Source organism: Sphingopyxis solisilvae (genome assembly GCF_015475875.1).
GTDB classification, from domain to species: domain Bacteria; phylum Pseudomonadota; class Alphaproteobacteria; order Sphingomonadales; family Sphingomonadaceae; genus Sphingopyxis; species Sphingopyxis solisilvae.
Genome location: NZ_JADKYM010000026.1, coordinates 22379 through 35239 on the forward strand (window position 1 = coordinate 22379; position 12861 = coordinate 35239).

Below are 12861 nucleotides of genomic sequence, written 5' to 3' on the forward strand. Positions count from 1 at the left end.
TGCAGCCGCCGTTGGCGGCAACCCTTGCAGACCGCATACGGTGGCACATCGTTTGACCCGCGCGTGCCGTCGCCCTATTTCCTCCCATCATGACCGAGGCTTTTCTTCACGGAACCGTCCATATCGCGGGCGAGGATATGCAGGCGGCATTGAAGGCCGATGCCGCAGGCTTGGCGCTGTGGCAAAGCCTGACCCCGCTTGGCCGCAACGAATTCATCTGCTGGGTCGACGACGCCAAACAGGCAAAGACGCGAACGCGCCGGATCGAACGCACCGTAGAGGAATTGCACGAGGGCAAGAAACGTCCTTGTTGTTGGGCTGGCTGCATCCACCGCACCGACAAGGCGCCAAGCCGCTGGCAACAGGCGGTGCTGATCGACAAGAAAGCGAAGTAACGCGCCTCAGCGCAGCGTCATCGTGTCGCCTTCGACATTCACCGCCGCGAGCCGCGACAAATAGCTCTGCCCGAGCAGCGAAGCCCCCATGTCGGCGTCGATCACCGCCGCCTGAACGCGCTCCACAACGATCCCGCCGATGTCGATACTGTCGAGCATGACCATTCGCATCGGAACGTCACCGCCAGCGGTCCGTGCGGTCCCGCCGACCGTCAGCCGGTCAACGTCGATTCCGATCGCCTCCGCGTCGCGGCGCGTCAAGGCGACGATCGACGCGCCGCTGTCGACCATGACGCGGATGCTGGTGCCGTTGATGTCGGCGTCGGCATAGAAATGCGAATCGGCGGCACGCTCCAGCAGCGCCGGACCGGCGGCGCCGCGTTTGCCTTCGGCTGCGGAAATCGCCGCTGCCTGTTCTTTTCGCACGCTATGCGTCGTCCAGTTGTCGTGATTGCCCGCAAGCACCGTCGACGGTTCGACCTCGGCCTGCGGCGCGCGACCGGCCAGCCCCGCCACACCGATCGATGCCACCGCGATCACCGCGGCCAACCCCAGATAACGCCCGAACATGGCGCCGCTTGTCGCACAATCGGGTTGGAGATTGGTTAAGCGGGTTCGCGCGCCGATCCGCCCGGAGCCTGTTCGATAAACGCCCGCCAGGTCGGTGCCTCGCCGCGGATGCTGTAGGCGATCCGCGCACAGGCATAGGGGCGGCCCACGGCATTATCGGCGTCCTTCGCGGTCGTCGGCCAAATGTCGTCGCCACCGGTCGCCGACCAGCATACCAGTGCCTCGGCTTCCTGACCCGCCTCGATCGCCGCGATGTCCGTCGCGCTTGGCGCCTGACCCGCCTGCCAGCCGAGCAGAACGCTGCGCGTCCGTCCCTTTGAGAACAGCGCGTGCAAGAATGGACTGCGCCGGTCGCGGAGCAAGGATTCGACGCTGGCACGGTCGGCCTCGGCCAGCCAGTCGCCGCCCATCAACGGCCGCCACCGCGCCTCGTCGCGCGACCACAACGCCCGTAACAGTTCGTCCGCGGCGGCGGCAAAGCGCGGCGTCCAAACCGAATCGGCAGCCAGTGGCGCCAACCGCGCGGGCGAGCGTGCCGCTTCGTCCTCGATTGTCAGCAGCGACTGAGGCGTCCCGACCCCGGTAGCAGCTGCGGGTGCAGCGGTGGCGGCGATCAGCGCCGCGGCGATGAAAGAGATGCGCATGCGTTGCTTATAGCAGCCCGCGCGGCGCGTGTCAGGTCTTGCCCGGCATCAGTGCGCCGCGCATCCACGGCGGTGCTTCGGCGGGATCGATATTTTCCACCCGCCGATGCTCGACCGACCAGCCAAGTTCGGGATAGGCGATCACCTGCCGCTTTTCATCGCCCTCGGCGACCGGCACCACGACCAGTCGCCGGTTGATCTTTTGCCGCCAGTTCATTCGCGCGGTATTTTCCTGCCCGACATAGCAGCCCTTGGAAAAGCTGACCCCGTTCAGTTCGGCGGCGTTGCATTCGAGCCACAGGGTGGTGCCGTCGCCCAGCTCGGCGCGCCCTTCGGTAACACCCAGCGCCAGCCGGTGTGTGCGCCACGCATCATCCGCGCCTTCATCGCCATTTGCAGGCGCCAGCCAGCGCCGTCCAAGTTCGGGCAGCCGCGGATCGGCAACGCCGGCATCGCCATCTGGAGCCCAGTGGACGCACAAATCCGGCTCGCGCTCGATCGTAATCGCGCGACGCAACCGGTACAGCGTCAGCCGCTTCGCCAGATCGCCCGCCGCATCGCGCTCGCAATCGAGCAGGATGTCGTCGCCATCCGCCCAGATCAGGAAATCGAACAGCGCCTTGCCCTGCGCGGACAACAGCGCCGCCCACACCGGCAGCTCGCCCGCGGTGTCGTTGGTCACCAACCCTTGCAGAAACCCGCGCACATCCTCCCCCGACAGACGGATCAGGGCACGGTCGATGAGGGTGGTATTGGCCATGGCGATAATCTAGGGACGCGGCAGCCAAAACCAAGCATCCATTTCACCCGCGAGACCCGCATGACCGACCGCCTGACGATCCGCCGCCCCGACGACTGGCACGTCCATCTGCGCGACGGCGCGATGCTGACCCATGTCGCGCGCTACACCGCGCGCCAGTTCGCTCGCGCGATCGTCATGCCCAATTTGTCGCCGCCGGTGACCACCGCCGAAGAAGGCCGCGCTTACCGCGACCGCATCAATGCCGCGGTGCCCGCCGATCTCGAATTCACCCCGCTGATCGTCGCCTATCTGACCGACGCCACTGATGCGGGCGAAATCGCGCGCGGCCATGCCGAGGGTGTATTCACCGCCGCCAAACTCTACCCCGCCCACGCCACCACCGGCAGCGCGCATGGCGTCACCGACGTCGCCAACATCATGGGCGTGCTCGAACGGATGCAGGCAATCGGCATGCCGCTGCTGATCCACGGCGAGGTCACCGACCATGACGTCGATATTTTCGACCGCGAGGCGGTGTTTATCGAGCGCACCCTGGAACCGCTCGTCCGCGCCCTGCCCGCGCTCAAGATCGTGTTCGAACATATCACAACAGCTGAGGCGGCGCAGTTCGTCGCCGACGCCCCCGCCAATGTCGCCGCGACGATCACCCCGCAGCATCTGCACATCAACCGCAATGCGATGCTGGTCGGCGGAATCCGCCCCCACGCCTATTGCTTGCCCGTCGCCAAGCGCGAACATCACCGCCTCGCGGTGCGCGCCGCCGCAACCTCGGGTTCGCCCAAATTCTTCCTCGGCACCGACAGCGCCCCGCACGCGGTCCATACCAAGGAGGCATCGTGCGGCTGCGCGGGCATCTTCAACGCGCCCTATGCACTTGAAAGCTACATCACCGCGTTCGATCAGGATGGCGCCCTGGAGCATTTCGAAGGGTTCGCCAGCGAACATGGGCCGCGCTTCTATGGCCTGCCGCTCAATGACCGCACGGTGACGCTGGAGCGCGCTGAAGTCGTGGTGCCGGACAGGGTCGGCGATGTCGTCCCGTTCCATGCCGGTGAGACGCTGGGCTGGCGCATCGTCTAGCGACCCTCCCTGTCGCGAAGCCATGGGGAGGTGGCAGCCCATAGGGCTGACGGAGGGGCGATAACGCAACGTCGCCGCCCCTCCACCATCCGCTTCGCGGACAGTCCCCCTCCCCATCGCTGCGCGACAGGGAGGATCAATCTCAGGCCACCGCCACCATCCGCTCGGCGCGCATCTTGCGCCACATGTCGAAACTGAACACCGCGATGCTGGTCCAGATCAGCAGGAAACAGAACAGCTGCGCCGGTTTCAGCGGTTCGTGAAACACGAACAGGCCCAGCAGGAACGCAATGCTGGGTGCCAGATATTGCACGAACCCCAGCGCCGCGTAGCTCATCCGCCGCGCGGCGGTCGCGAACAGCAGCAACGGCACCGCGGTGACGACGCCCGCCGCGGCGAGCAGCCAGCTGACTTCGACGCCCGATGCAAAACCGCGGCCGTCGCCGATCCAGACATAATAGCCGGCGGCCGCTGCCGATACCGGTAGCAACAAGGTGGTTTCGATCGCCAGCCCGGGCAGCGATCCGACCGGCACGACCTTGCGGATCAACCCGTAGGTGCCGAAACTCAGCGCCAGCGTCAGGCTGATCCACAAGGTATCGAGCGCACCGGCCAGCAGAATCGCGACTCCGACCGCGGCGATGGCCACCGCCACCGCCTGCAACCGCGACAGCCGCTCGCCCAGAAACATCATCCCGAGCAGCACATTGACCAGCGGGTTCAGATAATAGCCGAGGCTGGCCGCCAACACATGGTCGGTGAAGATCGCATGGATATAGACCAGCCAGTTGAGCGCGATCAGAACCGAACTCGCCAGCAACAGACGCAGCACGCGCCAATCCTTCAGCGCCGCCAGATATTCGCCGATCTGGCGGCGGAACGCCATGATGACAAAGCATAATGGCAGCGACCAGACGATCCGCTGCGCCAGCACCTCGACCGGCGGCACATCCTCCAGCAGTTTGAAGAACAGCGGGACAAAGCCCCAGATGCCATAGGCCGCGAGCGCGAAAGGCAGGCCGCGCTGTTGCGGTTCCGCTGGAGCGGCGGGGCTGGTCATTGGGGGGACAATGGCTTTCAGTAGAAAATCAGATGATGCCGCCGCCGAGCGACAGGCGGATAATGCCGATCACGACAACGACGATGTTGAGGTTGCGGCCGCTCGTCTTGTCCGACATCGCGCCGAGCGCCAGCCCGACGACCGCGAAGGGAACGATCACCCAATTGGCCCATCCGAGCAGAGGAATGAAAGCAAAAACGGCCAGAACCAAAGCGATAGCGCCGATGACAAGCGAAGCGATGTTGAGCATGGCGCGACTGTCGCACGCGGTTGCCGATGCGACAAGTCTTTTTCGGTTCGTCGACGATAACACTCGGTTCGTCTTGTTGTGCAGGGTTCATGCAACGCGATGCGGACCTGGCCCGTTTTTCCCTCGAAGCGCCCAGTGCCGCCCGGCGGCCGAAGGTGCAGAACCAGGAAAGGATATAAGATGTTTACGTTCACCAAAGGCCTGATGGGTGCCTGCGCTGCCGCCAGCGTTGCGTTGATCGCGCCTGCCCACGCCGGTACGACTGTGCCCGCGAAGGCCGAAGGCGTTTACCAGCTCGACCAGTCGGCAAGCTATGACAAAAAGCGCAAGGATCGCCGCTATTATGCTGCCCGCGATCAGCGGATCAATTCCAACACCCGCATCTGGCGCGGCAACGACGGCCGTTATCGCTGCAAGAAGGACAATGGTACGACCGGTCTGCTGATTGGCGGTGCCGTGGGTGGCCTGGCCGGTCACGAGATTGCCGGCAATGGTGACAAGCTTCTCGGTACGGTTCTCGGCGCAGCGGGCGGTGCCCTGCTTGGCCGCGAGATCGACCGCGACAAATATCGCTGCCGCTAAGCGACAGAGACCCCGTTACGGGTGTGGGTCCGAGACCCCTCCGCCCGCACACGTGATGGAGAGGGCGTCGACCTGGTCGTCGGCGCCCTCAACATCACGTCTGGCGTACAGCTTCGGCTTGTTCCGCCGCCCGACTTGGCCCAGAAGCGACCTTTCCTGACAATGGGGGAGGATTTATGCTCAACGGCCCGCTGCTCGTCACCGAGCGCCTCATCCTGCGCCCGCCGGCAGCCGAGGATTTCGACGGCTTTGCGGACATGTGCGCCGAACCCGACACCATGAAATTCATTGGCGGCACCTGCCCGCGCGCCGCGGCGTGGCGGCAATGGTGCACGCTGGCCGGTGCATGGCACATCCGCGGCTTTTCCATGTTCTCGGTCATCGAGCGCGCCACCGGCGAATGGGTCGGCCGGCTGGGGCCATGGGAGCCCGACGGCTGGCCAGCGCCCGAGATCGGCTATGGCGTGCGCGCCAAATTTGCCGGTAAAGGCTATGCGTTCGAAGGATCGGTCGCCGCCTGCGATTTTGCCGTCGAATTTCTGAAATGGCCCGAACTGATGCACAGCATCGACCCCGCCAACACGCGGTCGCAGGCGCTGGCGGCGCGGCTTGGCGCCACCAACAGCGGCCCGACCCGCCTGCCCGCCCCCTTTGAAGACGCTCCCGTCGACGCGTGGGTGCAGAGCGCCGACGCGTGGCGGGTCAAGCGCAAGGAGTTCCGGCCATGACCGACCGGCATATCGACCCCGAGCGCGCCCAGTTCGATGCGTTCAAGGCGCTGCCGCGCGACACCGTCATCCATATGCTCAACCTCGTCCGCTTCAAGGACGCCGCGACCTACCCGGCCGACCACGGGCTATCGGACGAGGGGCTGACCGGCGCCGAAGCCTATGCCCATTATGGCGCCGACAGCGGGCCGATATTCCAGCGGGTCGGCGGCCGAATCGTGTGGCGCGGCACGATGGAGACGATTGTCATCGGCCCCGACGCCGAACGCTGGGACGCGATCTTCATCGCCGAATATCCGACCAGCGCCGCCTTCATGGAGATGGTCACCGACCCGGTCTATCGCCAGGCCGTTATCCATCGCCAGGCCGCGGTTGAAACCTCGCGCCTGATCCGCTGTGACCCGAAAGCGTCCCTGTCCGAGACAGTTTTCGGCTAACAAAGCGTTACCCGTTAACGCATTTTCTTTGCGCCTTTTTAACCAGGATCGGGCAATCCGGGTGAAAGATTAAGGGAGTGTTAGCGATGATGTTGCGCGGAAAATGGCTGGTCACCGGTCTGCTGATGGCCGCGGCGCCGCTCGCGGGCTGCCGCGACAACCCCAATGCGAAGGCCGAACTCGCGCCGCTCGACGACGGGCTGACCAATGCCGACCCGGCCATCAAGGGCGCTCTCGAAGACAAGATCATGGTCGACCCCAAACTCGCGGGTCAGGCCAATCGCAACGCGGTCGGCCCCGGGAACAAGCCGGTCGACGGAGGCGTTCCGGGCGTGTCGGGCGGCAAAGCAGCGACTGCGGCAGAGGCGGCCGCGGCGCAGGCCGCGGGCAAGCTGCTCGCCGCGCCCAAAGCGCTACCGCTCGAGGCGGGCTGCGACGGCTGCGAGGCAAAGCAGCGACCGGTCACGATCGGCGCGCTCGCGCGCGACCAGGCCAAGGGCGCCTGCGACGGCAAGCTTACCTATGGCAATGCGTGGGCCGAACGCCTGCCCGCCGCCTTCAAAATCTATCCGCGCGCGACATTGCGCGAGGCAGCAGGCATCGCCGGTGGCAAATGCAACATACGCGTCGTCAACTTCCAGACCGCCGCGTCGATCCAGGGCGTGCTTGACTATTATCATACGATGGCGGTGCGCGCCGGTTACTCGAGCGACCACCGGGTCAACGGCAACGAACATATGCTGGGCGGCACCAAGGGCGATCTCGCTTATGTCGTCATGGCCCGCCGCGACGGCGGCATGACCGACGTCGATCTGGTCGCTTCGGGCGGTAAGTGAAACAAAGGCCGTGGCCCTGGGCCACGGTAAAGAAACACCATATCCAAAAAAAAGGCTCCGGTTCCCCGGAGCCTTTTTCTTGTCCGACGATCGGATCGTCAGACCTTGTCGCCGAGCGCGCCCTTGACCGAACCTTTCAGGTTCTGGGCTTCGCCCTTGCGTTCCTGCGCAACACCTTCGGCTTGCAGCTTTTGATTGTCGGTCGCCTTGCCGATCGCCTGCTTGGTGTTGCCGATGGCCTCGTTGGCGAGACCTTTTGCTTTGTCGGTGAGTTCACCCATGAAATTTCTCCTTCGCTCGCGGGAAGAGGCCGTCCGGCCTCTTGCCTGATCAACCCGCGAAGGCATCAAATTGTTGCCTGCAATTTCGATTAAACATCTGCCGCAAAAAGGCTTTATGGCGCGGAACAACGATCTGCTGTGGCGCGTTAAGGTTCAAATAAGCCCCGCCAGCGGGCTCGACGGGTCGGCATATTTGCGCAGCCCCATGCGCCCCGCCAGATAGGCATCGCGCCCCGCCTCGACAGCCAGCTTCATCGCCCGCGCCATACGGATCGGGTCTTTCGACTCGGCAATGGCGGTGTTCATCAGCACCCCGTCGCAGCCGAGTTCCATCGCCACCGCCGCATCGCTGGCGGTGCCAACCCCCGCATCGACGAGCACCGGCACCGATGCGCCCTCGACGATCAGGCGGATCGTCACCCGGTTCTGAATCCCCAGCCCCGACCCGATCGGCGCGCCCAGCGGCATCACCGCGACCGCGCCGGCATCTTCGAGCTGTTTCGCCGCGATCGGATCGTCGACGCAGTAAACCATCGGCAGGAAGCCCTCCTTGGCCAGCACCTCGGTCGCCTCCAGCGTCTCGCGCATGTTGGGATAAAGTGTCTTCGCCTCGCCCAGCACTTCCAGCTTCACCAGATCCCAGCCCCCCGCCTCGCGCGCCAGTCGCAAGGTGCGGATCGCATCGTCGGCGTTGAAGCAGCCCGCGGTGTTGGGCAGGTAGGTGATCTTTTTCGGGTCGATATAATCGGTCAGCATCGGCGCGGTCGGATCGGACACGTTGACCCGGCGCACCGCGACGGTGACGATCTCCGCCCCCGACGCCGCGACCGCCGCCGCATTCTGCTCGAAATCCTTGTATTTGCCGGTCCCGACAATCAGCCGCGACGTGAATGTCCGCCCGGCAACGCTCCAACTGTCGGTCAACAACCGCCTCCTACAAAATGCACAATTTCCAGCGCGTCGCCCTCGGCGAGCGCCACAGCGGCCAGCGTCGAACGCGGCACGATCTCGCGGTTCCGCTCGACCGCCACCTTTTTGACGTCGAGGCCGAGCGAGGCGACAAGGTCGGCGATGCTGCCTTCGCGCACCTGCCGCGCTTCGCCGTTGAGGATGACCGAGATCACGAAAACCAGCCTTGCTTTGCCTTTTGCCGAGCAGCCCATATAGGAGGAGCGCACCTCGCCGCAACCGAAAGGCCGAGTATTTGACCGACAAGCCGACCGTCTATGTGCTCTCCGGCCCGAACCTCAACCTGCTCGGCACGCGCGAGCCCGAAATCTACGGCCATGACACGCTCAACGACATCCACGCGCGGCTCGAAGCGCAGGCGGCCGAACTCGGCCTGCGGCTTGAATGCCGCCAGACCAACCACGAAGGCGTGCTGATCGACTGGCTGCACGAAGCCTATGTCACGGGCGCCAAGGCGGTGCTGCTCAACGCCGGCGGCTATACGCACACCTCCATCGCGATCCACGACGCGATCAAGTCGATCAAGGTACCGGTGATCGAGGTGCATCTGTCGGACCCGATGCAGCGCGAGCCCTTTCGCCACATCAGCTATGTCGGCATGGCCGCCACCGCGCATTTTGCAGGCCATGGCGCGAACAGCTATACGCTGGCGCTGGACGCCGCCGCGCGTCTCTGACAAGAGGGCGCATCAAAACGGGGTCAGAGCGTCGGCATACCGACGCCGCAACAACAGGAACATTCTCATGGGTGACCATAAAGACGATGGCATCAATATCGATCCGGCCTATGTGCGCGCGCTCGCCGAACTGCTCGACGATACCAGCCTGACCGAGATCGAGGTCGAGGATGGCGACCGCAAGGTACGCGTCGCGCGCAAGGCGGCGGCAGCGGCAGCGCCTGTTGCCTATGCGCCCGCGCCTGCCTCCCCACCCGCAGCCGCCGCGCCTCCTGCCGCAGCGCCTGCCGCCGCTGCTCCCGCCCCGGCCAGCTTTGCCGATGCGGTGAAATCGCCGATGGTCGGCACCGTCTATCTCGCGCCCGAACCCGGCGCCCCCAATTTCGCCGCCGTCGGTTCGGCGGTAAAGGCCGGCGACACGATCCTGATCATCGAGGCGATGAAGGTGATGAACCCGGTCACCGCCCCCGCCGCGGGCACGCTGAAAGCCGTCCACGTCGAAAACAGCCAGCCGGTCGAGTTCGACCAGCCGCTGTTCACCATCGCCTGAGCTTCCCATGGCCATCGAAAAACTGTTGATCGCCAACCGCGGCGAGATCGCGCTGCGCATCCACCGCGCCTGTCACGAAATGGGCATCAAGACCGTTGCGGTCCATTCGACCGCCGACGCCGACGCGATGCACGTCCGCCTCGCCGACGAGGCCGTCTGCATCGGCCCGCCAGCCGCGAGGGACAGCTATCTCAACATCCCCGCGATCATCTCGGCCGCCGAAATCACCGGCGCCGACGCGATCCATCCCGGCTACGGCTTCCTGTCCGAGAACGAGCGTTTCGCCGAGATCATCGAAGCGCATGACATGATCTTTGTCGGGCCGAAGCCCGAGCATATCCGCACCATGGGCGACAAGGTCGAGGCGAAGCGCACCGCGGTCGCGCTCGGCCTCCCGGTCGTCCCGGGCTCGCCCGGCGCGGTCACCTATGGCGACGAATGCCGCAAACTGGCCGAGGACATCGGCTATCCGGTGCTGATCAAGGCCGCATCGGGCGGCGGCGGGCGCGGTATGAAGGTGGTACCCGACGCCGACAGCCTCGAAAGCCTGATGGGCCAGGCGTCGTCCGAAGCGGCGGCGGCGTTCGGCGACCCGACCGTCTATATGGAAAAATATCTCGGCAATCCGCGCCATATTGAGTTCCAGATATTCGGCGACGGCAAGGGCAACGCGATCCATCTCGGCGAGCGCGACTGCTCGCTCCAGCGCCGCCACCAGAAGGTGCTCGAAGAAGCGCCCTCGCCGATCATCTCGGCCGAGGAACGCGCGCGCATGGGCGGCATCTGCGCCGACGCGATGGCCGCGATGCAATATCGCGGCGCCGGGACGATCGAATTCCTGTGGGAAAATGGCGAGTTCTTCTTCATCGAAATGAACACCCGCATCCAGGTCGAGCATCCGGTGACCGAAATGATCACCGGCTTCGATCTCGTCCGCGAACAGATCCGCATTGCGGGCGGCGCGGGCCTGTCGGTCAAACAGGAAGACCTCGAATTCCGCGGCCATGCGATGGAATGCCGCATCAATGCCGAAGACCCGCGTACCTTCCTGCCCTCGCCCGGCAAGGTCACCAATTATCACGCCGCGGGCGGCATGCACGTCCGCGTCGATAGCGGGCTCTATGCCGGCTATTCGATCCCGCCCTATTACGACAGCATGATCGGCAAGCTGATCGTCTATGGCCGCACCCGCGAAAGCTGCATGATGCGGATGCGCCGCGCGCTCGAGGAAATGGTGATCGCGGGGGTCAAGACGAACATCCCGCTCCATCAGGCGCTGCTCGCCGACCCCGACGTCATCCACGGCGATTACACGATCAAGTGGCTGGAAGAGTGGCTGGCGCAACAGGAGACGGCGGGCGCGGACTGATCGATCGGGCGGCGCGTCCACCGATGCGCCGGACTGTGCGCCACCTCACTTTAACTCGCCGCCATTATTGGCTATGACCTTTAACCATGGTCAAAAACGCCTCTTTTCCGGCGCGCTCCGCCGCCACACTCCTTCTCCCGCTCACCATGCTGGCAACCCCTGCGTTCGCCCAAACCGGCGTGAAAGAAGATTCGGTTATCCTGCAACCCGACAAGGTGACCGACGACGCGCCGCGCGTCACGGCGCCCATCGCAATTCCCAGCTGGTCGGAGGAAAACGCCACCGCGCTGCTCACCGCGATCGAAAACATCGGCGCTGAAGGGCTGTTCGCCAAGGATTATGATCCCGACGCCCTCGCCGCCGCGATCCTCGGCAAGGATCCGGCGCGCCTTGACGCGATCGCCACCGACACCTTTCTGCTGTTGGCGACCCATTTGCGCGACGGGCGGACGCCGAACGCGGCACGCAAACAATGGTTCATGGTCGACAGCGATGCAGAGACCGATCCGCTGCTGCCGCTGCTTGCGAACGCACTCGACAACGGCACCGTTCCGCAGGCGCTGGCCAGTCTCAATCCGGTCCATCCTGACTTCGCAGTGCTCAAGGCGGCGCTCGCCAACGCAAAAGCGCCCGCCGACGCCAATGCGATCCGCGTCAATATGGAACGCTGGCGCTGGATGCCGCGGACGCTGGGCGAGCGTTATGTGGTGAGCAATGTTCCCGAATATATGACCCGCGTCGTCCATGGCGGCACCGTCATCGCGACGCACAAGGCCGTCGTCGGCAAACCCTCGACCGCAACGCCGCAGCTCAACCCGATGGCGACCGGGATCATCGTCAACCCCAACTGGACGCTGCCGCGCAGCATCATCAATGAAGGGATCGGCGCGACGATCGCCAATAATCCTGCCGCCGCCCGCGCGCAGGGCTACACCTGGACGGGCAGCGGCAAGACGCTGTCGGTGGTGCAAAAGCCCGGCCCGAACAACGCGCTGGGCGTGATGAAGATGGAAATGCTCAACGAGCATGCCATCTATCTGCACGACACACCGTCAAAAGCCGCGTTCAACGCCGCCACCCGCGCGTTCAGCCACGGCTGCATCCGCACCGAACGCGCGCTGCATTTCTCCGGCCTGATGGCGGTGATGTTCGCCGGAAAAAGTCCCGAGGAGTTTGGCGAGGCGATCGCCAGCGGCAAGACGACGCGTTTCGGTTTCGACCAGCCCTTTCCGGTCTATGTCGCTTACTGGACGGTGATCCCCGACGGCAAGGGCGGCACCCGCAAGCTCGCCGACCTTTACGGGCGCGATGCGCCGGTGGTCGCAAGCTTTGCCAAGCCGGGACGCCCGACCGCCGAGATCATCGCGCCCGCGGCACCGCCGGTGGTGCCGACCGTCCAGACCACCGCGCGCGCGACGACGCCGGGAACGAGCGGGATTTACTGAAGGGCGTCGGTGTAAGCCCGAGGTGGACATAAGGTCCTCCCCGCTTGCGGGGAGGGGGACCGCCGCCGCAGGCGGTGGTAGGGGGGGCTATCGGCCTGACGCGCCGCTGAAGGACGGCCAACCCCCTCCGTCAGCGCTTCGCGCTGCCACCTCCCCGCAAGCGGCGAGGAATCTTCCTTTCCCCCCCGCAGCCGCCCAAGAAAAAGCCCCGCCGGATCGCTCCGGC

18 protein-coding genes are annotated in these 12861 nt (G+C 65.0%); 10 read left to right on the forward strand and 8 right to left on the reverse strand.

Going from position 1 to position 12861, the window contains the following annotated elements; translation table 11 throughout:
- Positions 1-89 precede the first annotated feature (89 nt).
- Positions 90-395 (forward strand): YdeI/OmpD-associated family protein, encoded by a 306-nt coding sequence (locus tag IR187_RS14785; RefSeq protein WP_194955347.1) that lies wholly within the window; start codon positions 90-92, stop codon positions 393-395.
- A gap of 6 nt (positions 396-401) precedes the next feature.
- Here IR187_RS14785 and IR187_RS14790 read toward each other — a convergent pair whose 3' ends face one another.
- From IR187_RS14790 to ygfZ, 3 genes are read right to left on the reverse strand one after another with little or no spacing between them, the layout of a single operon-like run.
- Complete coding sequence (locus IR187_RS14790) at positions 402-965, reverse strand: retropepsin-like aspartic protease family protein (RefSeq protein ID WP_194955348.1); 564 nt, start codon at positions 963-965, stop codon at positions 402-404.
- 35 nt (positions 966-1000) lie between these two features.
- Positions 1001-1609 carry a hypothetical protein gene (locus tag IR187_RS14795; RefSeq protein ID WP_194955349.1) on the reverse strand — a complete coding sequence of 203 codons (609 nt, stop codon included), beginning with the start codon at positions 1607-1609 and terminating at the stop codon, positions 1001-1003.
- Positions 1610-1640: 31 nt separating this feature from the next.
- Positions 1641-2369 carry a CAF17-like 4Fe-4S cluster assembly/insertion protein YgfZ gene (gene ygfZ / locus IR187_RS14800; RefSeq protein WP_194955350.1) on the reverse strand — a complete coding sequence of 243 codons (729 nt, stop codon included), beginning with the start codon at positions 2367-2369 and terminating at the stop codon, positions 1641-1643.
- Positions 2370-2429: 60 nt separating this feature from the next.
- Here ygfZ and pyrC point away from each other — a divergent pair, with 60 nt between their 5' ends.
- Positions 2430-3452: a dihydroorotase gene (gene pyrC / locus IR187_RS14805; RefSeq protein WP_194955351.1), complete on the forward strand. Its 1023-nt coding sequence runs from the start codon at positions 2430-2432 to the stop codon at positions 3450-3452.
- A 142-nt stretch (positions 3453-3594) separates the two neighbouring features.
- On the opposite strand, the gene rarD is transcribed toward pyrC, so the two are convergent.
- Both rarD and IR187_RS14815 read right to left on the reverse strand, forming a co-directional pair.
- Positions 3595-4512, reverse strand: a complete 918-nt coding sequence (rarD, locus tag IR187_RS14810; protein WP_194955352.1) for an EamA family transporter RarD — start codon at positions 4510-4512, stop codon at positions 3595-3597.
- Between the two features lie 28 nt (positions 4513-4540).
- The gene (locus IR187_RS14815; RefSeq protein WP_194955353.1) at positions 4541-4762 is read right to left on the reverse strand and encodes a hypothetical protein; all 222 of its coding nucleotides are present in this window, start codon (positions 4760-4762) and stop codon (positions 4541-4543) included.
- Between the two features lie 180 nt (positions 4763-4942).
- Here IR187_RS14815 and IR187_RS14820 point away from each other — a divergent pair, with 180 nt between their 5' ends.
- From IR187_RS14820 to IR187_RS14835, 4 genes are all read left to right on the forward strand, one after another.
- Complete coding sequence (locus tag IR187_RS14820) at positions 4943-5344, forward strand: glycine zipper 2TM domain-containing protein (protein ID WP_194955354.1); 402 nt, start codon at positions 4943-4945, stop codon at positions 5342-5344.
- A 176-nt stretch (positions 5345-5520) separates the two neighbouring features.
- Positions 5521-6072 carry a GNAT family N-acetyltransferase gene (locus tag IR187_RS14825; RefSeq protein ID WP_194955355.1) on the forward strand — a complete coding sequence of 184 codons (552 nt, stop codon included), beginning with the start codon at positions 5521-5523 and terminating at the stop codon, positions 6070-6072.
- Entirely contained in the window at positions 6069-6509 is a 441-nt protein-coding gene (locus tag IR187_RS14830) for a DUF1330 domain-containing protein (protein ID WP_194955356.1), read from the forward strand. The genes IR187_RS14825 and IR187_RS14830 overlap by 4 nt, the downstream gene beginning before the upstream one ends.
- Positions 6510-6595: 86 nt before the next feature.
- Positions 6596-7345, forward strand: a complete 750-nt coding sequence (locus IR187_RS14835; RefSeq protein WP_194955357.1) for a hypothetical protein — start codon at positions 6596-6598, stop codon at positions 7343-7345.
- A 98-nt stretch (positions 7346-7443) separates the two neighbouring features.
- Here IR187_RS14835 and IR187_RS14840 read toward each other — a convergent pair whose 3' ends face one another.
- The 3 genes from IR187_RS14840 to thiS all read right to left on the reverse strand — a co-directional run bounded on the left by IR187_RS14840 (position 7444) and on the right by thiS (position 8750).
- Entirely contained in the window at positions 7444-7626 is a 183-nt protein-coding gene (locus IR187_RS14840; protein WP_194955358.1) for a CsbD family protein, read from the reverse strand.
- Between the two features lie 153 nt (positions 7627-7779).
- A complete protein-coding gene (locus IR187_RS14845; protein ID WP_194955359.1) occupies positions 7780-8550 on the reverse strand; it encodes a thiazole synthase in 771 nt (256 codons plus the stop codon).
- Complete coding sequence (gene thiS / locus IR187_RS14850) at positions 8547-8750, reverse strand: sulfur carrier protein ThiS (RefSeq protein WP_324187706.1); 204 nt, start codon at positions 8748-8750, stop codon at positions 8547-8549. The genes IR187_RS14845 and thiS overlap by 4 nt, the downstream gene beginning before the upstream one ends.
- An 80-nt stretch (positions 8751-8830) precedes the next feature.
- On the opposite strand from thiS, the gene IR187_RS14855 reads away from it, so the two are divergent.
- From IR187_RS14855 to IR187_RS14870, 4 genes are all read left to right on the forward strand, one after another.
- Entirely contained in the window at positions 8831-9271 is a 441-nt protein-coding gene (locus IR187_RS14855; RefSeq protein ID WP_194955360.1) for a type II 3-dehydroquinate dehydratase, read from the forward strand.
- A gap of 67 nt (positions 9272-9338) precedes the next feature.
- Positions 9339-9821, forward strand: coding sequence for an acetyl-CoA carboxylase biotin carboxyl carrier protein (accB, locus tag IR187_RS14860; RefSeq protein ID WP_194955361.1), 483 nt, complete (start codon positions 9339-9341; stop codon positions 9819-9821).
- A gap of 7 nt (positions 9822-9828) precedes the next feature.
- Positions 9829-11190 (forward strand): acetyl-CoA carboxylase biotin carboxylase subunit, encoded by a 1362-nt coding sequence (gene accC / locus IR187_RS14865; protein WP_194955362.1) that lies wholly within the window; start codon positions 9829-9831, stop codon positions 11188-11190.
- A gap of 86 nt (positions 11191-11276) precedes the next feature.
- The gene (locus IR187_RS14870) at positions 11277-12635 is read left to right on the forward strand and encodes a L,D-transpeptidase scaffold domain-containing protein (protein ID WP_194955363.1); all 1359 of its coding nucleotides are present in this window, start codon (positions 11277-11279) and stop codon (positions 12633-12635) included.
- Positions 12636-12861 lie beyond the last annotated feature (226 nt).

Excerpts from the sequence above, each read along its gene's own strand:
- rarD (WP_194955352.1), bottom strand. The coding sequence starts at position 4,512 with ATGACCAGCCCCGCCGCTCCAGCGGAACCGCAACAGCGCGGCCTGCCT.
- ygfZ (WP_194955350.1), bottom strand. The coding sequence starts at position 2,369 with ATGGCCAATACCACCCTCATCGACCGTGCCCTGATCCGTCTGTCGGGG.
- IR187_RS14825 (WP_194955355.1), top strand. The coding sequence starts at position 5,521 with ATGCTCAACGGCCCGCTGCTCGTCACCGAGCGCCTCATCCTGCGCCCG.
- IR187_RS14790 (WP_194955348.1), bottom strand. The coding sequence starts at position 965 with ATGTTCGGGCGTTATCTGGGGTTGGCCGCGGTGATCGCGGTGGCATCG.
- accC (WP_194955362.1), top strand. The coding sequence starts at position 9,829 with ATGGCCATCGAAAAACTGTTGATCGCCAACCGCGGCGAGATCGCGCTG.
- IR187_RS14815 (WP_194955353.1), bottom strand. The coding sequence starts at position 4,762 with ATGCTCAACATCGCTTCGCTTGTCATCGGCGCTATCGCTTTGGTTCTG.
- IR187_RS14840 (WP_194955358.1), bottom strand. The coding sequence starts at position 7,626 with ATGGGTGAACTCACCGACAAAGCAAAAGGTCTCGCCAACGAGGCCATC.
- IR187_RS14785 (WP_194955347.1), top strand. The coding sequence starts at position 90 with ATGACCGAGGCTTTTCTTCACGGAACCGTCCATATCGCGGGCGAGGAT.
- accB (WP_194955361.1), top strand. The coding sequence starts at position 9,339 with ATGGGTGACCATAAAGACGATGGCATCAATATCGATCCGGCCTATGTG.
- IR187_RS14795 (WP_194955349.1), bottom strand. The coding sequence starts at position 1,609 with ATGCGCATCTCTTTCATCGCCGCGGCGCTGATCGCCGCCACCGCTGCA.
- pyrC (WP_194955351.1), top strand. The coding sequence starts at position 2,430 with ATGACCGACCGCCTGACGATCCGCCGCCCCGACGACTGGCACGTCCAT.
- IR187_RS14820 (WP_194955354.1), top strand. The coding sequence starts at position 4,943 with ATGTTTACGTTCACCAAAGGCCTGATGGGTGCCTGCGCTGCCGCCAGC.
- IR187_RS14870 (WP_194955363.1), top strand. The coding sequence starts at position 11,277 with ATGGTCAAAAACGCCTCTTTTCCGGCGCGCTCCGCCGCCACACTCCTT.
- IR187_RS14830 (WP_194955356.1), top strand. The coding sequence starts at position 6,069 with ATGACCGACCGGCATATCGACCCCGAGCGCGCCCAGTTCGATGCGTTC.
- IR187_RS14835 (WP_194955357.1), top strand. The coding sequence starts at position 6,596 with ATGATGTTGCGCGGAAAATGGCTGGTCACCGGTCTGCTGATGGCCGCG.